This window comes from Streptomyces sp. NPDC005483 (genome assembly GCF_040606035.1).
In the GTDB taxonomy this organism is placed as follows: Bacteria; Actinomycetota; Actinomycetes; order Streptomycetales; family Streptomycetaceae; genus Streptomyces.
Genome location: NZ_JBEXEA010000039.1, coordinates 42159 through 63464, shown reverse-complemented (window position 1 = coordinate 63464; position 21306 = coordinate 42159). Strand labels below are relative to the sequence as shown.

General features: G+C 70.1%; 16 protein-coding genes. 11 read left to right on the top strand and 5 right to left on the bottom strand.

Annotated features, from left to right (window positions below; genetic code table 11):
* Positions 1-143 precede the first annotated feature (143 nt).
* The 3 genes from ABZT06_RS42570 to ABZT06_RS42560 are packed head-to-tail and all read right to left on the bottom strand — an operon-like array spanning position 144 to position 3808.
* Complete coding sequence (locus ABZT06_RS42570) at positions 144-2426, bottom strand: FtsX-like permease family protein (RefSeq protein ID WP_355753410.1); 2283 nt, start codon at positions 2424-2426, stop codon at positions 144-146.
* Between the two features lie 60 nt (positions 2427-2486).
* Complete coding sequence (locus tag ABZT06_RS42565; RefSeq protein WP_355753407.1) at positions 2487-3296, bottom strand: ABC transporter ATP-binding protein; 810 nt, start codon at positions 3294-3296, stop codon at positions 2487-2489.
* A complete protein-coding gene (locus ABZT06_RS42560; protein WP_355753405.1) occupies positions 3293-3808 on the bottom strand; it encodes a PadR family transcriptional regulator in 516 nt (171 codons plus the stop codon). The genes ABZT06_RS42565 and ABZT06_RS42560 overlap by 4 nt, the downstream gene beginning before the upstream one ends.
* Positions 3809-3936: 128 nt before the next feature.
* Here ABZT06_RS42560 and ABZT06_RS42555 point away from each other — a divergent pair, with 128 nt between their 5' ends.
* The 5 genes from ABZT06_RS42555 to ABZT06_RS42535 all read left to right on the top strand — a co-directional run bounded on the left by ABZT06_RS42555 (position 3937) and on the right by ABZT06_RS42535 (position 10594).
* A complete protein-coding gene (locus tag ABZT06_RS42555; protein ID WP_355753403.1) occupies positions 3937-5196 on the top strand; it encodes an ABC transporter substrate-binding protein in 1260 nt (419 codons plus the stop codon).
* Positions 5197-5371: 175 nt separating this feature from the next.
* Positions 5372-7003, top strand: a complete 1632-nt coding sequence (locus tag ABZT06_RS42550) for a glycoside hydrolase family 13 protein (protein WP_355753401.1) — start codon at positions 5372-5374, stop codon at positions 7001-7003.
* 43 nt (positions 7004-7046) lie between these two features.
* Positions 7047-8378, top strand: coding sequence for an ABC transporter substrate-binding protein (locus tag ABZT06_RS42545; RefSeq protein WP_355753398.1), 1332 nt, complete (start codon positions 7047-7049; stop codon positions 8376-8378).
* Between the two features lie 6 nt (positions 8379-8384).
* Positions 8385-9758 carry a sugar ABC transporter permease gene (locus tag ABZT06_RS42540; protein ID WP_355753395.1) on the top strand — a complete coding sequence of 458 codons (1374 nt, stop codon included), beginning with the start codon at positions 8385-8387 and terminating at the stop codon, positions 9756-9758.
* Positions 9755-10594 (top strand): carbohydrate ABC transporter permease, encoded by an 840-nt coding sequence (locus tag ABZT06_RS42535; protein WP_355753393.1) that lies wholly within the window; start codon positions 9755-9757, stop codon positions 10592-10594. The genes ABZT06_RS42540 and ABZT06_RS42535 overlap by 4 nt, the downstream gene beginning before the upstream one ends.
* Before the next feature lie 143 nt (positions 10595-10737).
* Here ABZT06_RS42535 and ABZT06_RS42530 read toward each other — a convergent pair whose 3' ends face one another.
* A complete protein-coding gene (locus ABZT06_RS42530) occupies positions 10738-11820 on the bottom strand; it encodes an esterase-like activity of phytase family protein (RefSeq protein ID WP_355753392.1) in 1083 nt (360 codons plus the stop codon).
* A 379-nt stretch (positions 11821-12199) separates the two neighbouring features.
* On the opposite strand from ABZT06_RS42530, the gene ABZT06_RS42525 reads away from it, so the two are divergent.
* From ABZT06_RS42525 to ABZT06_RS42505, 5 genes are all read left to right on the top strand, one after another.
* Complete coding sequence (locus ABZT06_RS42525; RefSeq protein WP_355753390.1) at positions 12200-15058, top strand: nitrate- and nitrite sensing domain-containing protein; 2859 nt, start codon at positions 12200-12202, stop codon at positions 15056-15058.
* Positions 15059-15122: 64 nt separating this feature from the next.
* On the top strand, positions 15123-15557 hold the full coding sequence (locus ABZT06_RS42520; protein ID WP_355753388.1) for a roadblock/LC7 domain-containing protein: 435 nt from the start codon (positions 15123-15125) through the stop codon (positions 15555-15557).
* Positions 15554-15925 (top strand): DUF742 domain-containing protein, encoded by a 372-nt coding sequence (locus tag ABZT06_RS42515; RefSeq protein WP_355753386.1) that lies wholly within the window; start codon positions 15554-15556, stop codon positions 15923-15925. The genes ABZT06_RS42520 and ABZT06_RS42515 overlap by 4 nt, the downstream gene beginning before the upstream one ends.
* Positions 15926-16029: 104 nt before the next feature.
* The gene (locus ABZT06_RS42510) at positions 16030-16638 is read left to right on the top strand and encodes an ATP/GTP-binding protein (protein ID WP_355753384.1); all 609 of its coding nucleotides are present in this window, start codon (positions 16030-16032) and stop codon (positions 16636-16638) included.
* Positions 16639-16703: 65 nt separating this feature from the next.
* Positions 16704-17069 (top strand): response regulator, encoded by a 366-nt coding sequence (locus ABZT06_RS42505; RefSeq protein WP_355753382.1) that lies wholly within the window; start codon positions 16704-16706, stop codon positions 17067-17069.
* Between the two features lie 256 nt (positions 17070-17325).
* Here the strand turns inward: ABZT06_RS42505 and ABZT06_RS42500 are convergent, their stop codons facing one another.
* Positions 17326-17796, bottom strand: coding sequence for an SRPBCC family protein (locus ABZT06_RS42500; RefSeq protein WP_355753379.1), 471 nt, complete (start codon positions 17794-17796; stop codon positions 17326-17328).
* A gap of 442 nt (positions 17797-18238) precedes the next feature.
* Between ABZT06_RS42500 and ABZT06_RS42495 the strand changes: the two genes are divergently transcribed.
* Complete coding sequence (locus tag ABZT06_RS42495) at positions 18239-21295, top strand: hypothetical protein (RefSeq protein ID WP_355753377.1); 3057 nt, start codon at positions 18239-18241, stop codon at positions 21293-21295.
* Positions 21296-21306: the final 11 nt, after the last annotated feature.

Below are 21306 nucleotides of genomic sequence, written 5' to 3'. Positions count from 1 at the left end.
CTCGCGCGGGTCGGCCGCCGCGCCGACACCTGCCCCATGAGATACGGGTGTCATAAGCGTATATGCACTGCACCGCCGCGGGTATGAGGACTACGAGGAATGTTGGGCCGTACTCACATGTGGTGATTCGCCGCCCGGCCGGCTCACGCCACCGTGTCCAGCGTGTCCGTGAGCCGCAGCCGAGCCGCTCGGGCCGCCGGTACGGCGGCGAGGAGCACGGCGCCGCCCACCGCGCAGCAGCCGAACAGGAGCAGCGACGCGGGCGAGGGCAGCGCGGCGATGCCGCTGCCGACGCCGTTGGACCGGCCCTGGGCGTTGATCAGCCAGTGGGCGAGCGGCAACCCGGCGGCGAGGGCGAGGAGTACCGCCGCCGCCGCCGCGCCAGCGGTCGCCGACACGGTGATCGAAGCGATCTGACGCGGCGACAGGCCGATCGCCCACAGGGCCGGCAGATCGCGTTGGCCTTCTCGCAGAGCACCGCCGATCACGGTCAGCAGCTCGACGGCTCCGATCAGCGCGAGGACGCCGGCCAGGCCCGCGACGATGCCGCGCAGGGCGGGCAGCCCGTCGGCCGGGTTGGCCACGGTGTGCACGTCGAGGTGTCCTCGGCCGTGGGCGAGGAGCGCCCCGGCGACCCGGTGCGGATCGGCACCCGGGCGCAGCCGCAGTTGGTAGATGTCGGCCCGCAGCCCCGGGTCGTTCTCCCGCAGGATGTCCAATGTGGTGGAGACGACCCGCCCGCCGTTCTCCACCTCGATGCTCCGGCCCACGATGTGCAGTATCTGCGGACTGCCGCCCACCGTCATCCGCACCCAGTCCCCGACCCGCGCGTCGAGCAGGTCGAGCAGGCCCTGCCCGGCGACGGCCTCGTCCGGCCCCCGGGGCGGACGGCCCTCAGCGAGGGCGTACGGGTATGGGTGGGCGTGGGTGCCGAGGCCGCGCAGGGCGATCGTGGCCGTCTGGCCGGGAACCAGCGCCGCCAGTTCCGCCCCGGGATAGACGGCGGCGACCTCCGGCTCCGCGTCGAGCAGGGCACGTGTCTCCGGTTCGCTCACGCCGCCGTTCGGCCGGACGGTCAGGGCGGCGGCGAGACCGAGCCGGTCCGGCCGGCTGTGGAAGCGGTCGATGGTGGTCCAGGCACTCAGCGCGGCGACGATGAGCAGCAGCGGCAGGGTGAACCGGCCAATCGTGACGAGGGTGCGCAGCCGGTTGGCGCGCAGGAGGTGCCAGCCGAGCAGCGGGCCAGGCGGCAGCCCCAGACCGAGCGTCCGGCGGGTGAGACCGGGCAGCGGCCCGCCCACGGGCGCTGCCTGGCGCAGTACCGGTACCGACGGCACTCGCCCTGCCCGCCAGGCCGCGAGACCGGTGACCGCGCTGATGAACAGCACGGCGCCGACCGGTACCGCGAGCAGGGCAGTGGTGTGGGACGGCAGCCTCTGCCACACGCCGACGGCCTCTCCGAGCTGTCCCGGGAGACGGTCGCCCGCGGCCTCGAACAGAACGGCCGAGAGCAGAGAACCGGCCAGGGCGTACGCCACGTGCTGGAGCAGGAAGATCCGGACCACCTGGCCGGGCGTGAAGCCGATCGCCTTCAGCACCGAGATGTCCCGCAACTGGCCCTGGACACGGGTGCTGATGGCCCCGTGCGTCGTGAGTCCGGCGGCCAGGAGCGATGCCAGTCCGAACAGCCCCAGCACTTGCCCGAGCAGCCTGTTGTCGCCCTGGGCGGCGGCCCGGGCCTGCTGCCACGTGGAGATCTCCCCGACCGCGCCGGAGCCGAGCACGGTGACGGCGCGCTGGACGGCGTAGTCGGTGTCCTCGTGGTCGGCCAGCCGCAGGCCCACCACGAGGTTGCCCGACCCGTGCAGGGCGGCCGGCGCGGCCCACACCAGACCCGGCTGGTCACCGGGGCGGTAGCGTGGCTCGGCGGTGTCGGCGACGCCCACCACGGTCAGCATCCGCCCGGTGCCGGGCAGCGTGACGGCGTCCCCCGGCGCGGCCAGCAGGGCATGGGCCAGCCGGCTCTCCAGTACCACGCCGTCGGGCTGCCGGGGGTCGATCCAGTGGCCGGACGTGACCAGGGGACGGCCCACCGACGGCAGCACCGGGGTGCCGCGCAGTTCGGCGGCGGCACGGATACCCCGGGCGGACACGGTGACGGACTCCGTGCGGTAAGGACCGGCCACCGCCTCCACCCCGTCGAGCCCGGTGAGGGGCCGGGTATCGGCGCTGCCGGCGAGATGCAGCCACACATGTGCCCCGTGGGACTGGGCGAACACTCGCTCCCAGGGGTTGGTGGCGTAACCGAACAGGGCGACCGCCGTCAGCAGGGACGTCACCACGCCGAGGGTGGCGACCACGATGAACAGCGCTTCTCCGCGGTGGGAGCGGAGGTCGGAGTGCGTCCACCGCAATGTAGCTCGCATCGTGCTCAGCCTCTCACACGTGTCGACTGTCCACATCCCCCGGCCCAAGCGCAGCCGCCGTCAGTCCCGGTCCGCGCCCGCCCGCAGTTCGAGCACGTCCGAGAGGGCCGAACCCCGGGGCGCGGCGCCTTCGAGCGGTACGTCGGCGGCGGCGCGGCCGTCGAAGAAACTGATCACCCGGTCCGCCGCACTCGCCAGCCGGGCGTTGTGCGTGATCAGGACGATGGCCTGACCGCGCTGGTGGAAGCCGGACAGCAACCGCATCACCTCGCGGGTGCCCTTGCTGTCCAGGCTTCCCGCGGGCTCGTCGGCCAGCAGCAGCGGTGGATCGTTGACCAGCGCGCGGGCGAGCGCCACCCGTTGCTGCTCGCCGCCGGACAGCTCAGCGGGCATGCTGCGTTCCTTGCCGCGCAGACCCAGCTCCGCGAGGAGTTCCTGCCGCGCGGCGCGGGCCTGCCGGGGGGAGCGGCCGGCGAGCAGGGCGGGCAGCTCCACGTTGTCGGCCACAGGGAGATTGGAGATCAGGTTGAAGAACTGGAAGACGATACCGATGGTTTTCCTGCGTTCCTCCGCCCAGCGGGCCTCGCTGTAGGCGTTGGTGCACCGGCCGTCCAGCCAGATGCTGCCCTCGTCGGGGCGTTGCAGCCCGCCCAGCAGGTGCAGCAGCGTGGACTTGCCCGCCCCGGACGGCCCGGTGACCGCCACGAACTCACCGTGCCGCACGGACAGGTCCACCCCGCGCACGGCCCGGACCGGCGCCCCCTCGCCGTGGTGGGTCTTGACGAGCTGCTCGGCGCGCAGCAGGAGACCCCCGGGAGCAGCACGATCGGTGGCGCCCGCGGCCGGGGCGGGGATGACGCGGTCACTCATTGCGGACCCTCCAGTTCCTCCTGACACCGCTCCAGCCAGTCGAGGTCGGCTTGCAGGTGCAGCATCGCACCCTCGATCAGCAACTGGGCGATGCGGTTGTCCCGGTCCTCGGCGCCGGGCAGCTTGGACAGGCTGCGCATGGTGTTGAGGTACTGCCGCCGCTGTTTGTTGATCAGTGCTATCTGATCGGCCAGACCGGTCCCCGGGGCCAGGGCGAGTTTCAGGAAGAACTCGTCCCGCACCCGTGGTTCGTTCTCGGGCTCGGCGAACCAGCCACGCAGTTCATCCTGGCCAGCGTCGGTGAGATGGTAGATCTTCTTGTTGGGCCGGCTGGACTGCTCGACGTCCTCGCCCCGGATGAGACCGGCCTTCTCCAGGCGGCCGAGGGTGACGTAGATCTGGCCGATGTTCGGTTGAGGGTACGCAGCGCCCAGCAGTTGCTCAAGGGCCTGTTTCATCTCGTAACCGTGGGCGGGGCCGCGGGCCAGGAGTGCCAGGAGGGGCAGGCGCACTCGTGCTTCTCCTCCCAGCCGCGTGATCCGCCTGTTGTGCTCGGGGGCCTAGTATCGCCCATGCCCAGCGGGTATACATGGCCTGATGGCCGGCCGGGTTCACAGTGCCGGTGTACGAGGAGGAGCCGATGCGGTGGATGCGTGCCGCCGGTAGGGGGCTTCTCGCCCTGATCGTGGTCATGACCGGTTACGCCGCCTCGGGCTCCGAGGCTGTCGGCGGGACCGGCCGCGGACCGCTCACCCTGGCCACCGCGGGGGATCTCACCGGTTACCTGGGCCCGCTGCTGCGCGACTGGAACCGCGCCCATCCCGCGGAACGCGTCACCCTGGTGGAACTGCCCGACTCCGCCGACGAGACGCACGCGCAAATGGCCACCGACCTGCGCCGCGGCGGACGCGGCCGGTTCGACGTGCTCAACATCGACGTCGACTGGACTCCGGAGTTCGCCGCTGCCGGGTGGGTCCGTCCGCTGGCGCGTGCCGGCTTCCCGCTGAAGTCCTTCCTGCCGCCCGTCGTGGACACCGCGACGTACGAGGACCGGCTGTACGCCGTGCCCTACGTCACCAACGCCGGACTCCTGCTTTACCGCAAGGACATCCTGGACAAGGAGGGTGTGCCCGCACCCCGTACCTGGGCTGAGCTGGAGTGGGACGCCAAGACCATCGCGCCCGAGTACGGCCTGGACGGTTACGCCGGCCAGTTCCTGCCCTACGAAGGGCTCACCGTCAACGTGGCCGAGGCGGTGTACTCCGCCGGCGGCACCATCCTCGGGGAGAACGGGCGCCGCGTCACCGTGGACAGCGCCGCCGCCCGCCGTGGCATCGGCTTCCTGGCGCGCGGTGTCCGAGAAGGCTGGATACCCGAAGCGGCGCTCACGTACAAGGAGGAGGAATCCAGGCGGGCGTTCCAGGACGGCCGGCTCCTCTTCCTCCGCAACTGGCCCTACGTCCTGGCTCCGTCCGCCGAATCCAAGATCGCCGGACGGGTCGGGGTGGCTCCGCTGCCCGGCCCGGACGGGCCCGGGGTCAGCGTCCTGGGGGGATCCAACCTCGCGATCAGCACGCACACGCGGCACTCCGAGTCCGCCGTGCGCCTGATCCAGTACCTCACCAGTGAGCCGGTGCAGCGCCGAGTACTCACCGAGGGAGCGCTGCCCCCTGTGCGGGCGGCGTTGTACCAGGACGCCGGACTGGTGCGTCGGTATCCCTTTCTTCCCACGCTGCGCACTGCCGTGCTCTCCGCCGCACCGCGCCCCAAGAGCCCGCGGTACGACCAGGTCAGCCTGGCGGTGCAGGCGGTCACACATGACGTCCTCACCGGACAGGAGACGTCGGCGCAAGCTGTTCGCCGACTGGCGAAGGAGCTCGACCGTATCACCCAGCGCTAGATACGCGTTAGGTATGTGATCGCACCTCACACCCGCTCCAAGTGCCTATTCTGTGTGCATGTGGCCGATTCGCGGGGCACTTTTTTCGAGCAACCTCGTCCAGTTCATTGACACGTTGCTGAAACGCATACCTAACATGCATGCATAACGAGTGGCGCACAGACAGGTCAATCGGTTGGACAGGCATTGTTGGTGGCGTGACGCGGTGATCTACCAGGTCTACGTCCGCAGCTTTTTGGACAGCACCGGAGACGGCATCGGCGATCTCGCCGGGGTCCGCGCGGGGTTGCCCTACCTGAAGAAGCTCGGCGTCGACGGTATCTGGCTGAGTCCCTTCTACCCCTCCCCACAGCACGACCACGGCTACGACGTGGCCGATTACTGCGAGGTCGACCCGGTCTTCGGTGACCTCGACGAGTTCGACCGGCTGATAACCGCCGCGCGCCGGCTGGGCGTCAAGGTCCTCCTCGACATCGTTCCCAACCACTGCTCCAGCGAGCACCGCTGGTTCCAGGAGGCTCTCGCCGCACCACCCGGCAGCCGGGCCCGCGAGCGGTTCCACTTCGCCGACGGCCGCGGCCCCGACGGAGCCGAGCCGCCCAACAACTGGCACGCCATGTTCGGCGGCCCGGCCTGGACCCGGGTCACCGAGCCGGACGGCCGCCCCGGCCAGTGGTACCTGCACATGTTCACCCCGGAGCAGCCCGACTGGAACTGGCGCGACCCGGAGGTGGCCGCCGAGTTCGACCGGGTACTGCGGTTCTGGCTCGACCGTGGGGTCGACGGCTTCCGTATCGATGTCGCCGCAGGTCTGTACAAACACCCCGAACTGCCGGACTCGCCGGACCCCGAGGCCGATGCCCGCACCCGCGACTCGGTCAACCCGCTCGCCTGGAACCAGCCCGAGGTGCACGACGTGTGGATCCGCTGGCGGTCCCTGTGCGAGGAGTACACCGCCCGGGACGGCGAGGAACGCCTCCTCGTCGGCGAGGTGTCTGTGCCCAGCGCCCGGGAACACGCGAAGTACGTACGGCCCGGCGAACTGCACCAGGCCTTCTTCTTCGACCTGCTCAGCGCGCCCTGGAACGTGGACGCCTTCCGCAAGGTGATCTCCGAGGCCATGGCGGACATCGCCGGCACCGGCTCCACGGTCACCTGGGTCCTCAACAACCATGACCAGGTCCGCACCGTCACCCGCTACGGCGAACCCACCCCCGAGGGCAGCGGCCTCGGCGCCGCCCGCGCCCGCGCCGCCGCGCTGCTGATGCTTGCGCTGCCCGGAGCGGCCTACATCTACCAGGGCGAGGAACTCGGCCTGCCCGAGGTCGTCGACCTGCCCGACGACGTCCTGACCGACCCCATCTTCCGCCGCACCGGCAGCCGCGCCCGGATCCGCGACGGCTGCCGGGTGCCGCTGCCCTGGTCCGGCCAGGCGTCCCCGTTCGGCTTCACCTCCGGTACGGAGGGCGCCAAGCCCTGGCTGCCGCAACCGGAGTACTTCGCCGAATACGTCACCGACCGTGCCCTCGCCGACACACGTTCCTTCTGGCACCTGTACCGCGACGGCCTGCAACTGCGACACACCCTCCCGCAACTGGGCGAGGGCAGTCTGCGCTGGCTGGACACCTCACCGGGCGTCCTCGCCTTCGTCAGGGGGGACGGCATGGTCTGTGCCGTCAACTTCGGCACCGCCCCCACCCCGGCCCCCGTGCCCGGCTCTCCCCTGCTCACCAGCGGGCCGTGCCCGCCGGGCGTGCTCGCCGGATCCACCGCGGCCTGGTGGATCAGCGACGGCACCGATCTCTGACCTCTCGCCCACCTTCTATCCATCCCTGAAGGGAACATCGACGATGATGCGACCACGTATCGCCCTGCTCACCGGCTGCACCGCACTGGTCCTCGCCCTCGGCGCGACCGCCTGCGGCGGTGCCACACCCACCGCGGCCGGCGGGGACAAGCCGCTCAGCGGCCAGACCGTCACCGTCGCCGGCGTGTGGACCGGCAGCGAGCAGAAGAACTTCCAGAAGGTGCTGGACGCCTTCTCCGAGAAGACCGGCGCCAAGACCCAGTTCATCTCCACCGGCGACAACGTCTCCACGGTCATCGGCAGCAAGATCGAGGGCGGCAACGCTCCCGACGTGGTGATGGTCCCTCAGGTCGGTGTGCTCCAGCAGTTCGCTGACAAGGGCTGGCTCAAGCCGCTCTCCGCCGCCACCCAGCAGTCCGTGGACGCCAACTACGCGCCGGTCTGGAAGACGTACGGCAGCGTCGGCAGCACCCTGTACGGCCTCTACTTCAAGGCCGCCCACAAGTCGACGGTCTGGTACAGCCCCGACGCCCTCGCCCAGGCCGGAGTGTCGGCCCCGACCAGCTACGACCAGCTGCTCAAGGACGGACACACCGTCTCCGACTCTGGGCTCGCCGCCTTCGCGGTCGCCGGCGAGGACGGCTGGACTCTCACCGACTGGTTCGAGAACGTCTACCTGTCCCAGGCCGGACCCGAGAAGTACGACGCCCTGGCCACGCACAAGCTGAAGTGGACCGACGCCAGCGTGGTCAAGGCGTTGGGCACCCTCGGCAAGCTGTTCAAGGACAAGCAGCTCGTCGCCGGCGGCGCGAGCACCGCCCTCAACACCGACTTCCCCGGCTCGGTGGAGAAAGTCTTCGGCCCCAAGCCCGAGGCCGCGATGGTCTACGAGGGTGATTTCGTCGCCGGCGTCGCGCACGACCAGTTCGGCCGGACCATCGGTAAGGACGCGAACTTCTTCCCCTTCCCGCCGGTCGACGGCGGCAAGGCCCCGGTGGTCAGCGGCGGCGACGCGGCCGTCGTCCTCAAGAACGGCAAGAACAGCAAGGCCGGCATGCAGCTCCTGGAGTACCTGGCCACCCCTGATGCGGCCGGTGTGTGGGCCAAGGCGGGCGGCTTCCTCTCCCCGAACAAGGCGCTCGCCCTCGACACCTACGGCGACGAGGTCACCCGCGCCACCGCCAAGTCCCTGATCGACGCCGGCGACTCCGTCCGCTTCGACATGTCGGACCAGGCACCCGCCGCGTTCGGCGGCACCAAGGGCGTCGGCGAGTGGAAGCTGCTCCAGGACTTCCTGCGCGACCCGTCGGACCCGAAGGCCACCGCCGCAGACCTGGAGACCGCAGCGGCCAAGGCCTACCAGAACCGGGGCTGAGCCGACATGACCGCCACGACCGTCAGCGAGGCGACGGCGGCCCCTCGCCCGCCGACGCCCTCCACCCCGCCGGCCCTCGCCCGGAAACAGAAACGGCGCGGCCGTGTCGTCGCCGTACTGTTCGCCCTCCCCGCCCTGCTGCTGCTCGGCGCGCTCGTCGTCTACCCGGTGCTGTTCTCCGTCGGCCGCAGCCTCTTCGACGCCTCGGGCACCCGCTTCGTCGGCGCGGACAACTACGTCGAGATGTTCCAGGACCCGGCGACCCTCAAGGCCATCCGCAACACCGTGATCTGGGTGGTCGTAGCCCCCGCGCTGCTGACCGGACTCGGCCTGATCCTCGCCGTACTGGTGGAGAAGATCCGGTGGGCCACCGCCTTCAAGCTGCTGCTGTTCATGCCGATGGCGGTGTCCTTCCTGGCCGCGGGCATCATCTTCCGCCTCGCCTACGACCAGGACCCCGACAAGGGGGTGCTCAACGCCGCCGCCGTCTCCGTCCACGACGCGTTCAGCGCGACCTCGTCCTACCCGACCGCGCGCGGCCGGACGGGCCCGGGGCTGCTTGTCGAGAAGAACGGCGCGTACGCCGCGGACCGGGCCGTGTCACCCGGCTCCACGGTAGCGCTCCCGATGGTCGGCGTCCTCCCCGCCGACCTGCCGGGCGACGCCGCGACCGCCTCCGGGGCGGCGGCCGAGCAGGCCGGCCCCGACGAGGTGCGCGGGGTGGTCTACCTCGACTTCACCCCCGGCGGCTCCGGTACCCCGGGGAAGGTCGACGGGCAGGAGAAGGGGCTGCCCGGCATGAAGGTCGAGGCAGTCCGCGACGGGAAGACCGTGGCCACCACCACGACCGCCGCCGACGGCTCCTATCACTTCGGCAAGCTCGCGGCCGGCTCGTACACGGTGACGCTGCCCGCGTCCAACTTCGCGGCCCCGTACCAGGGTGTCTCCTGGCTCGGACCCGCCCTCGTCACCCCCGCCATCATCGGCGCCTACCTGTGGATCTGGACCGGCTTCGCGATGGTCCTGATCGGCGCGGGCCTGTCCACGCTGCCCCGCGACGCCCTGGAAGCGGCGCGCATGGACGGCGCCAACGAATGGCAGATCTTCCGCCGGATCACCGTCCCGCTGCTGGCCCCCGTCCTCACGGTCGTCTTCGTCACACTGGTCATCAACGTGCTGAAGGTCTTCGACCTCGTCTACATCATCGCCCCCGGACCGGTGCAGGAGGACGCGACCGTGTTGGCCACCCAGATGTGGCTGGTCTCCTTCGGCGGAGGCAACAACCAGGGACTGGGCAGCGCCATCGGTGTCCTGCTGCTGCTTCTGGTGGTGCCGGCCATGGTCTTCAACGTGCGGCGCTTCAAGAGGAGTCAGGGATGAACGCGGTCAAGAGGGGCCTGAGCAACGGACTGGTCCAGGTCTTCCTCGTGCTGGTCGGCCTGATCTGGCTGACACCGCTGGCGGGACTGTTCATCTCCTCGCTGCGGTCCTCCGAGGACACCGCCGAGGGCGGCTGGTGGACGGCGCTGGCCAGTCCGGGCCAGTTGTCCTTCGACAACTACTCGTCCCTGCTGAAGAACGCGGGCATCACCCAGGCGTTCTGGAACACCGTGCTCATCTCGGTGCCGGCCACGGTCCTCGTCGTCCTCCTCGCGGCCCTGGCCGGGTACGCATTCGCCTGGCTCGACTTCCCCGGCCGTGAGCCACTGTTCCTGCTGGTGGTCGCCCTGCTGGTGGTCCCCGTCCAGATCGGGCTGCTGCCCGTGGCCAAGCTCTTCGGACAACTGGGTCTGTTCGGCACCATTCCCGGCGTCGTCCTCTTCCACGTGGCCTACGGACTGCCGTTCTCCGTCTTCCTGCTGCGCAACTACTTCGCGGAGATACCCAAGGAGATGCTGGAGGCCGCCCGCATGGACGGCGGCGGCGAGTGGCGCATCTTCGTCCAGCTCGTCCTCCCGGTCGGCCGGCCGGCGATTGCGAGCCTCGCCATCTTCCAGTTCCTGTGGGTCTGGAACGACCTGCTGGTGGCCCTGCTGTTCGCGGACAGCTCCTCGCAGCCACTCACCGTGCAACTCCAGTCCCAGGTACGGCAGTTCGGCAGCAACATCGACGTACTGGCCCCGGGGGCGTTCGTCTCGCTGATCGTTCCGCTGGTGGTTTTCTTCGCCTTCCAGCGGCACTTCGTCCAGGGGGTGATGGCCGGCTCGGTCAAGTGAACCGGCGCTGACGGCCGGTTTGGCACGGCCATCCCGCCCGGACAGTCCTGCCAGTGCCTCCCCGCCACGCAGGACGGGCAGCCGGTGCGGCCGTTCCACCGACGAGTGGAGCGCCGCACCGGCATCCGCGTCTCTGCCGGCCGTCAGGTGCGGGGCAGCCGGGCGGTCAGTTCGTACAGCCGGGTGGTCTGAGTGGCCCGCTGGTTGTCGTCGCTCACCATGAGCAGGCGGAGTCGGCCGTCCCGGGTGTGACCGGTGACCGTGACCCCCTCGATGTTGTCCAGCAGCGGGTTCGGCTGCGGCTGCTTGGTGGTCGCGCCGAGGGACGGGCACGCCGAGACATCGGTCAGCAACGTCCGCGCCATGGGCCGCACGCCGGTCAGGTCACCGGTGAGCTCGGGCACCTCGCTCACGTCGGTGGCCCGGCGGGAGTCGGCCAGGACCAGACGCACGGAGTTGCCCACACCGGCGGTGAAGCCCCGCTCCAGCACCAGCAGCCGGCCGTCGTCCGTGGCGGTGATGTCGGAGATGTCGAGCCCGGCGTCACTGCGGTAGGCGAACTGCGCCCCCAGGCGGAAGGCGCCGGAGTGCCCGACCCGCTGCCAGGTCTGCAGCCGCCGGATGCCGGCGTCGTCACCGGTGAGCGCCCCTTCCATGGAGGCGACCAGGGTGCGGCCGTCGGACAGCAGTGCCAGGCCCTCGAACGTCAGGTTGTGGGTGGCCCGTCCGGCGGGAGCGACCTTCAGGGCGTCCGGCACGGGCAGACTGCCGAGGTAGCGGCCGGAGGCGGAGTACCGGTGGACGGCCGGCTGCTCCTCGTCGGTGATCAACCGGGTGCCGTCGTGGTCGACCACGATCGCCTCGGAGTCGAGTTCGGTGCCGTCAGGAGTGGCCAGGGGCCGCACCGCGACCGGCTTCTTGGTACGTCCGTCCAGGGTGAACAGGTGTGAGTCATCACCGACGGCGAGGAACTGACCATTGGTGTCCCGGGCCAGTCCCGACAGTTCGGAGACCGGGATTCCCTCGAAGGTGGTCTTGTCAAGGGAGTCGGAGAACCCGTTGATGGCCACCCAGCGTGAACACGTGTGACCGATGCCCGGAGTGACGGTGGCCTGGGCGGCGCGGGCCGAGGAGGCGGATGCCTCGGCCGGAAGGACGGTGACGGCCGTACAAGCAAGAGCCGTCAGCACGGGCGCTGCGACGGTGAGCAAGAGGCGTGCGCGCATTACGCAACCCTTCTGAATGATGTGGGTGAGCCGGCCTCACCGGGCGCTCGGCCGCAGGCACTGTGCGTGCGCCGGCGGCCCGCGCCTGCGAAGTGTCCAGGTGGACACGTATGTTTGCGAGGCGGCCACCGAAGCATATCGTTCCGTCAGTGCCGGTGATCGGTCGTCACCTAGTTACCAGAACGTGATGCGAGTTCTGTGAGCGATGTGTCAGCTGGTGCCTACCATGAACACACAACGTGGAAAAGCCGCCACATTTCCATCACCGTTGCCGCCGCCATGTGCACACATATGCGCTCCCCGGGATGCTTGAGTGTCGCGAGTACCCCCTTCACCGAACCGTCGACGGCCGCAGGCCCGCCTCCGAGACAAGGCCTCAATGACCCAACGTGGCTGGTCCATGCGCCGCAAGTTCACCATCATGCTGCTGTTTCCCCTGGTGTCGTTGGCGGTGCTCTGCGCCTACGCCGCTTACCTCTCGCTCGGCAACGCGCTCACCCTGCTCCATGTCGACACCATCGGCAATCACCTCGCCACCCCGCTGGGGCGCACTCTGGTCGCGGTGCAGCATGAGCGTCGCGACGCGGTGGTGGCTGCCGTCTCGCCCTCCGCCGCCAAGGATCTGGCAGCGGGCCGGAAGGCCACCGACACCGCCCTCGCCGCTTTCCGGGCGGAGGCCGGCCGCGGCCATGTGCGCGCGGCGGAGAACGACAAGGTGCGCAAGGGGGTCGACGGCGCCGAGCGCTCCCTCGACAGACTGGCGACGATCCGGAAGGGTGTCGACGCGCACACCTCGTCGCCAAACGACGTACTGGCCGCCTACACCTCCCTCACCCAGAGCATCGGTGAGGCGCTGCGCGCCATGACCATCCTCCCGGACGAGGACGCGCAGGACTTCGGGCAGGCGCTGTACACCCAGGTGCCCGCAGGTGACTTCCTCTCGCAGGAAGACGCGCTGATCTCCGCCGCCGCCGCGACGCCGCAACGGCGGATCACCCCGGACACCTACCACACCCTGGTGCAGAACATCGGGGCGCAGCGGATGCTGAGCGCCGAAGCGGTGGCCCGGCTGCCGGCCGCGCAGCGCGCTCCGTTCCTGGAACTGAGCGCTCCCGGCGGTGCCATGGCGCGAGTCGTCGCGCTGGAGGACAAGATCATCGCGTCGGGGCCGGGGGCCAAGCGGCTGCCGTTCGCCATCTCCGACTGGCGGACCGCCTACGACACCACCGACGAGGTGACCAGCAGCACCGCTCTGAAGGACATCAAGCTCGTGTTCACCCGCACCGGACCGCCGGCCCACCGGGCCCTGGCGCAGCTCGTGATCGCGGGTTCACTGGGTGTCGTCTCGCTGCTCGTGTCCGTGGTGATGTCGATCCGGATGGTCCGGTCACTGCTCGGTGACATCGGTCGGCTCAACACCTCCTCGCGCACGCTCAGCGAGGACAAGCTGCGCGACGTCGCGGGCCGGCTGCGGCGCGGAGAGCAGGTGGACGTGCGCCCCGGTACGGACCGGCCCGTGTTCGTCAACCGTGAGATGGCCGAGCTGGGGGCCGCCTTCGAGGCGTTGCAGCGCACGGCGGTCGAACTGGCCGAGGAGGACGTCCGCCTTCACCAGGGCATCAGCCAGCTCTTCGTCAATCTGGCCCGGCGCAGTCAGGTTCTCATCAACCGGCAGCTCAGCATGCTCGATGTGATGGAACGCCACGAGGAGGACGCCAACACCCTCGACCGGCTCTTCGAGCTCGACCAACTGGCCACGCGCATGCGCCGCTACGCGGAAGGTCTGCTCATCGTCTCCGGAGCCGCTCCGGGCCGGTTCTGGCGCCGTCCCATCCCGGTGGTGGACGTGGTCCGGGGTGGCGTCGCCGAAACCGAGCAGTACGTTCGTGTCGTGGTGCTGCCGGTGCCGGAGATCGGCATCCAGGGGCGGGCCGCCGGAGACGTCATCCATCTGCTGGCCGAGCTCATCGAGAACGCCGAGGTCTTCTCGCCCTCGGACAGCGAGGTGCGCGTCAGCGCGGGTCTGGCGGCCACCGGCCTGGTCATCGAGATCGACGACCGCGGGCTCGGCATGCCGGCCGACCAACTGGCCGCCGCCAACGAACGCATCAAGGCGCCGCTGGACGTGACGGCATTGGACAGCACCCGGCTGGGCCTGGTCACGGTGGGCCGACTGGCCCAGCGGCACAAGATAGAGGTGACCTTGAGGCGTTCCCCGTACGGTGGCCTGAACGCCGTCGTGCTGATCCCCGAAAGCCTCCTCGAATGGAGCCGGTCCGACCAGGACGGCGCACCCGAGGCCGCAGCGGTGGACACCGCCCGGTCCGCGCGGCCGAGCACCCCGCAGCCGGCGCTGGGCGCCGCCCCCCAGCGGGCGGGTGAGCCGGCCGGGGCGATGTCCGCCCCGCCGGCGCCGCGGCAGATCGCCGCCGGCCGTAACGGATCACCGGACCCCGCCGCGTCTCCCGGAGCGCGACAGCCGTCCCCGGGAACCGGACGGCACCGCCCCGCCCCGCAGCGCACGACCGGGAGCACCGCTTCTCCGGCAGCCGCCACCGGCGCGGCCCCGGTGCCAACGGCCCGCAGTACGCCGCTCACCACGGGCGCGCTGTCCACCCGGAGCGGCGGCCCGGCCGCCCACGGACATCCCTGGTCCGGCGGCAGACCGCCGGCGGCCGTCCCGAAGCCGCAGGCGCACGTCCGGACCGGCGCGAATCCGCCGGCGGCGGCCTCCACCGGTCCGGCCGACCGGGAAACGGCCGGTGCCGCAGCGGCCGGCCATCCGATGCCGGGAAGCGCCGGGGGCCCGACGGTCCCTTGGCCGGACGGAGACACCATCGACGGTCTGCCCCGCCGAGTGCCCCAGACCAACCTGGCCGGTGACCCCGGCGGGCCCGACGCCGAGCCGCAGGGCCACCGCCTCATGGACTGGGGTCGTCCGGACCATGAGCGACGAGTGGGTCCGGGGGAGTCCCCCTGGCGCGGCGGGCAGTACCCCGCGGGTCAGGACCGGTCCGCCGCACCCGTCCCCGGCCGGCCCGCCGCCCGGGCGCTGACCCGCCCGGCTGCCCGCACGGCCGGTCCCAGTGGGGAACTGCCCGCGGACGCCGCCGCGGCCGAACGCCCCGATCGCGTGCGCTCCATGATGACGGCCCTGCAAGCCGGCGCCGCCAGGGCGAGGGTCGCGCAGGCGGAGGCCGGTCGCTCGCCGCCCTGCCGTCCGGGACTTCCGCGGTAGCCGCCCACCGAGCAGCCCCGCATGCCCTTCATACGACTGACGACCACAGAAAGCGCGGCGGACGATGACGGACACAGAACTGCCGGTGACGGGTTCCCAGCTCGACTGGATGCTGAGCGACCTGGTGAGCGCCGTGCCGGAGGTGGGTCACGCCGTCCTGTTGTCGACGGACGGCCTGCCGCTGGGCTCCTCCGACGCACTCGACCGTGACCAGGCGGAACGGCTGTCGGCGGTCGCCTCCGGCTTCCACAGCCTGGCGAAGGGGGCCGGCCGGCATTTCGGCGGCGGTGCCGTACTGCAGACCATGGTCGAGATGGAGGGCGGGTTCCTCTTCGTGTGCGCCGCCGGTGACAACGCCTGTCTGACGGTACTGACCCGGCAGGCGGCGGACATCGGCGTCGTGGCGTACGAGATGGCCATGCTCGTCAAACGGCTGGGCTTCCACATGTCCGTGCCCACCCGTGACGGCTCGACGACAGGCGACGGGACCGCCGGGTGATCGTCGCCGACGGCGGGGCCTATGAGGAGAGCGGACCGGTGGTCCGGCCCTACGCCATGGTGCGCGGGCGGACCCGCAGCGAGGGGTACTCGTTCGACCTGGTGGCCTTCGTCGTGGCGGCCGTCGAGACGGTCGGGGACCGGGTGGGGATGCAGCCCGAACACCGGGCCATCCTCAAGCTGTGCCATGTCCCCCGTCCGGTCGGTGAGGTCGCCGCCCGGATGAACCTCCCGGTGGGAGTGGTACGGGTGCTGCTCGGAGACCTGTTCGCGGCACGGGCCATACGGGTGCGAGAACCGGACGGACCGGACACCCGGCCGAGCATTCGAATGATCGAGGAAGTCTTGGAAGGGCTGCGTGCGCTGTGAAGTGACCGACGCGAAGCGCACCATGACGGCACGAAGGTGGTTTCCGCCGTGCCCCAGCCCCTCCGCGCAAGACACAGAACGCTTTACGGAAAGGCACGTTCGCCATGTCTCCCACAGCGCGCGCCGGCAGTTACCTCACGTCGGCCGACGCCCTGCCCGACGCCGCGAAGATCCTGATCGCCGGTGGCTTCGGGGCGGGCAAGAGCACGTTGGTCTCCGCCGTCAGCGAGATCGTCCCCTTCCACACGGAGGAGGTGCTCACCCGCACCGGCACCGCGGTGGACGACCTCGCGGGCGTGGAGGGCAAGTCCACCACCACGGTGGCCCTGGACTTCGGCCGCATCACCATCCACAACCGGCTCGCGCTCTTCCTCTTCGGCACCCCGGGGCAGGACCGGTTCCTGTTCATGTGGGACGAATTGTCCGCCGGGGCGCTCTGCGCGGTCGTCCTGGCAGACACCCGCAGGCTGGCCGACTGCTTCCCGGCCGTCGACTACTTCGAACGCCGGGGCCTGCCCTTCGTGATCGCCGTCAACTGCTTCGAAGGCACCCCCACTTTTCCCACCGACACGGTGCGCCGCGCGCTGACCCTGCAACCGGACGTGCCGGTACTGCACTGCGATGCCCGTCTGCGCAGCGCGGTCAAGGACGTTCTGGTGCAGGCGGTGGAACACGTGCTGCGTGTGGAGACTGGGCGCCTGGCGCGGGCCTGACCGGCACCCGAAGCGTAGGGCTCCCCCTATGGTCGGGCGACCTGCCCGTTGTGCATCCTGGGGGCATGCGCATCAACATCGTCGTCGTAGACGACGACCCTGGATTCCGCCGCATCGCCACGACCCTGCTGACCGCACGGGGCCTGCGTGTCGTGGCGGAGTCGCGGGACGGCGCCTCGGCCCTTGCCGCGGTGCGGGCACACCGCCCCGACGGGCTGCTGCTCGATCTGCACCTGCCCGACCTGGACGGGCTGGCCGTGGCCCGGCTGCTGACCGAGGAGGAGTACCCGCCCCGGACCGTGCTGACCTCGACGGACAAGTCTCTGTGGTCGCCGGAGGAACTGCGGAGCGCGGGCATCGAGTTCTTCGTCGCCAAGGACAAGCTGTTCGACGCCGATCTACGGAGCATGTTCACGCGTACCGCGCCCTGATCACCGCCTCGCACCCTGAGAAGTTCTGTCCGGTCGGGGATCAGGACGAGGATGCGGTGCTGGGGGTCTTCGGCGAGCTGGGTGAGGACGGGCAGCCGGCGAGCCCGCACCGCAGTGCTGCCGCCGCTCGCCCTCCTCATGAGCCACAATCGCCGGACGGCCGTTCAGCCGCGCCCACTCCGTCGCGGGATCCACCTCCGGCACCGCAGAAACCCCTTGTACGGTCCGCCCGGACCGGCTCCGCACCCGGCCGGCGTCACGCCTGCGAGGTCAGCTTCGCCAGCTGGGCCAGCCACAGGTCGTTCAGCTGTTCCGCCCAGGCGTGCGACATCGTGTCGAGCGACTTGGGCGCACCGGTGCGGACGGCGTTCTCCACGACGACCTCGGTGCCGCCCTCGACCTCGGTGAACAGCCACGCCTGGTAGAGCTGGACGCCTCCGCCGATGCCCAGCCAGCCGAGGCGGCGGGGCGGCTCGTTCTCGCCGACGAAGACCTCGAAGCGCTGACCTGCCCAGCGCACCTCGAAGGTTTCGGCGAAGACGTCCGTACTCACCTCCTCGCAGCCGGGGACCCAGATGGTCCACCGTGCCACGTCGGTGATGAGGGCGAACGCCCGATGGGCCGGTCCGGGCACGACGGCCCGCGCGCGGTGGAAGCTGTGGGCGTCGGTAGGCGTGAACCCGGACGGCCAGTGGATGTCCGGATGGCTGTCGGAGATGTCGTGCATCGATCTTTCTCTCTCACGCTGCTGATCCGCTTCGGGCGGAGCGTCGTCGGCGAACCTTGGGCGAGGGCGTCCTCACCTCCAGTGTGCCGGTGGATGCCCATTCCCCGCATACGTCATATGACTGTCTAGGGCGCCCGCCTCCCTCGTCCGAGGTCCCTCGTCTCCACGAGAGAGAAGAGCGGGATGCCGATGACGCTCAAAAGGAAGCGATCTTCAAGGCATGGGCATGACGATCGTAGTCATTCGTGGCGCGCCCCCGGTCCGCGTCACCGGGCGGTCTCGACCTTGCTGGACGACGTCGTGCTCCGGCGTATGGGCAATAGATGTTTTGCCTGAGACGGCAGTAGGTTGGTCATGGTCGGTGAGACGCTCAAACGTATGAAGGAATGATGTGATGACCGTCGCGGACAGTAGCGCCGGAGGCACGCAAACGTGTTTCCCGGTGGAACAAGACATCCGGCAGCTGGCCGAGTTGGGAGGGCTGACCCGGGCCGAGGTCGAGGCGGCCATCGCACGAGTGAACGAGCAGCTCGGCATCGCCTATCGGAACAACCTGGGCGCGCTGATCGCCGGGCCCGATGTACGAGCCCGGCAGTTCGGGCAGCGGGCCGTCGGTACCGTCGACCCGGACGGCACGGTCCGCGTCGACGACGGCGCGTTCGCGGTGAGCGTCGTTCAGCCGACCGTACCGCGGACAGACGCGGAGAGGCATGTTCCCTCCGGTGAACATCACGCCCACACGGACGCCACCCGGACTCTGATCGACCTGGCGCGGCGGCATCTGGGCAAACTCAGCGAGCGAGAGCTCGCGCCCCATCTCGAACAGGCCCGGCAGGAGATGGCGGCCCGCCACGAACTGCCCCCTGTCGCCCTGGGCGGTGACCTCGACGCGGCGGTGGCTCTGCGGCGGCTGCTGCTGGACGACATCCAGGCGGTGGTGGCGTATCTGTCGGCGGTGGCAGCGGGTGTGTCCGCCCTGTCCGGGGACGATGCGGGCGGTCTCTCCGCGGCCGTACTCGTCTCCGAGTGGCTGCGCGCGCACTTCCACACCGAGAGAACGAGCCCGGTGGCGGCTCCCGGCGGATCGTCCCGCAGGGTACGGCGGGGGGACGCGGTCGATCCCCTCGACAGCGCCGCCGGGCCACTGAGCTCGACCGGCTCTCCAGCGGTGTCGAGGTCGTCTTCGGAGAGCCAGGGGCCCTGGTCCGGGACCGATGATCTGCAGCAGCAGCTGGCGGATTTCCGACTCGGATCCGGCGTCGACGCGCCCCTGAGTGAGGAACCGGAACAGGACTTTGATCCCGGCGCCCCGGTACCGCCCGGTCAGGCCGGTACGGGAGTTGAACCTTCCGAATACCGAACGGATTCGGCTCCGCCAGGGTCGGTGCGGCCCTCCCGGCAAGGCACCGGCCGTCCGCTGAGGGAGAACTCCGCCGGTGTGTCCCAGGAGGCGATGCCGACCAGGCCCGCCAGACGGCCTTCGGCAGCATTGGACCGCAGGAAGTCGTCGGCCGGCATCTCAACAGCCAGCGATCCGCAGTCGCTGTCCCGGCGGCAGTCGATCGCCCAGAACCTGGGGATCGATATCCGCAAGGTGTCGAGTGCCATGGAGGGCGGCGTCCCGGACGTCATCAGTCAACGCTTGCGTGACCTGGCCGACCGGCACAACCTAGTGGTCAGTTTCCGCCTCACCAATGTCGAGTCGCTGCCATGGAACGCGCATGGTGGTGCGGCTGTGGGCAAGCCGGAGGCCATCAAAGCGAAGTCGGCCTCCGAAGTGGACTCCTTCCTGGGGCTCAACCGCGCACTACGCGGCCTGGTCGCGTACTACCGCCCCAACCGCCCCGACCCGGCACGGCTGCGGGCGGAGTCGCCCGAGCGCCAGCAGCAGATCTGGCGTGCCTATGCCACGCGTATGCGGGACTACGTGGTGCTCGCCGCGGACATGAGGAAGCTGAAGGGCAGGTTCCGGGTCGAACCGCACGGGATCATCACCGCACGGGTTCTCGTCGGCAACGACGGGACCCCCATCAGGGCGTACCGTGAGGGTTCGAGCGTGCCTTCGCACGTGGCCGGTGCCTCGGCCGCGAACCTCACGGAGAAGTGGGTTCCGGTCACTTCCGACTACGACCTCATGCACATCACGGATGAGAACGGCGGGGAAGTCCCACAGGAGCAGAAGCAGGAGTTCCTTGCCGAGGCGCTGGCCGAGGGATACATCGAGCATCCCGAACTCATGGGCTGGGAGCCGCCCAACGAACGTGGCCAGGCGCTGAAGAAACGCCTCACCGAAGATACGAAGTGGGTCCTCACCTATGCACCAGCTGTCTCCCCCTTCGTCGAGCGATACCCACCCGACGTGCAGAACCAGCCGTCCGAGGCAGCCGACGACGGCCGGTCGGGCACGGGCCCCCAGGATCAGACCGACTGGCAAGCGACGGCCGACAAGCTCTACGCCGCCTACGACCCCTACCTGGAAGCCCTCCACCGACTCACAAACGGCACTGGCCAACCACGGGACACCGCGGTCGCCGCTCGCGACCTCCTCGCCCATGGCCGGTCCCTCGCTTCGCTCGAAACCGATCCGTTCACTCCCTGGGCCGAGGCGTACACACAACTGCCCGCCCGAGTGGCCCAGTTGGCGTCCCGGATTCCGACCAGAATGGACGCGTCCGAACGTCGGTGGCGCATCGGAGCGCTGCTGGCCGCGTACTATCAAACCGACGACTCCCGCAGAGGCGCCGTCGTCGACGCCGTGTTCGCCGCTCTCACGCTTGACACGACCCCGGCCGACGTCATCGTCGCCAACGTCCGGACCGACCAGTCGCGCATCGCCGGCATCAATCACTACCTGTCCGGAACCGACACCGGCCTCACCCCAACAGAGCGGCAGAGACTGCGTGAGCTCGTCGGCCGCACAGTCGCCGAGCGGCCCGTGGCGGACCCGGCCGACACGCCTTCGGACACCGCTGACACGGTGGACACAACGGAAGCGGCAGGCCCGGCGTACACCGCGCAGAACCCCACCGCACAGAACGCCGGACAGCGAAGGAACGAGCCCTGGCGCATGTCCCTCGGCGGCGAGTTGCTGCCCGTGGCCGTAGTGCGTCAGCCCATGCTGTTCGATCTCGCCGAGCTGACCGAGTCGCACGGCGTCGCCACCCTGTCACCGCACGACTCGGACTACCAGGAAACGACGCTGGAAGCCGCGCAGCACGTCGCCGACCACATTCGCGGCCAGGTCGACGCGATGGCGGACCAGCGCGTCACCATGACCAACGCCGAGCTGCGCGTTGTCCTCCCCGGGCCCGGACACGGTTCCGCGTCTGAGCTGCCGGGGGTGGACCCTTTCCTCACCTACTCCCACATCGCACAGCTCACCGCCAACGTGCTGGAGCACCGTGTCCTCGTCACTCAGCGCAGCGAACCTGGAAGCGACCGAACGATCGTACTCATGACGCTCTGCCCGCCGGAGCCCGACCGCAGGGCTTCGGCGTAGTCGAGCAATGT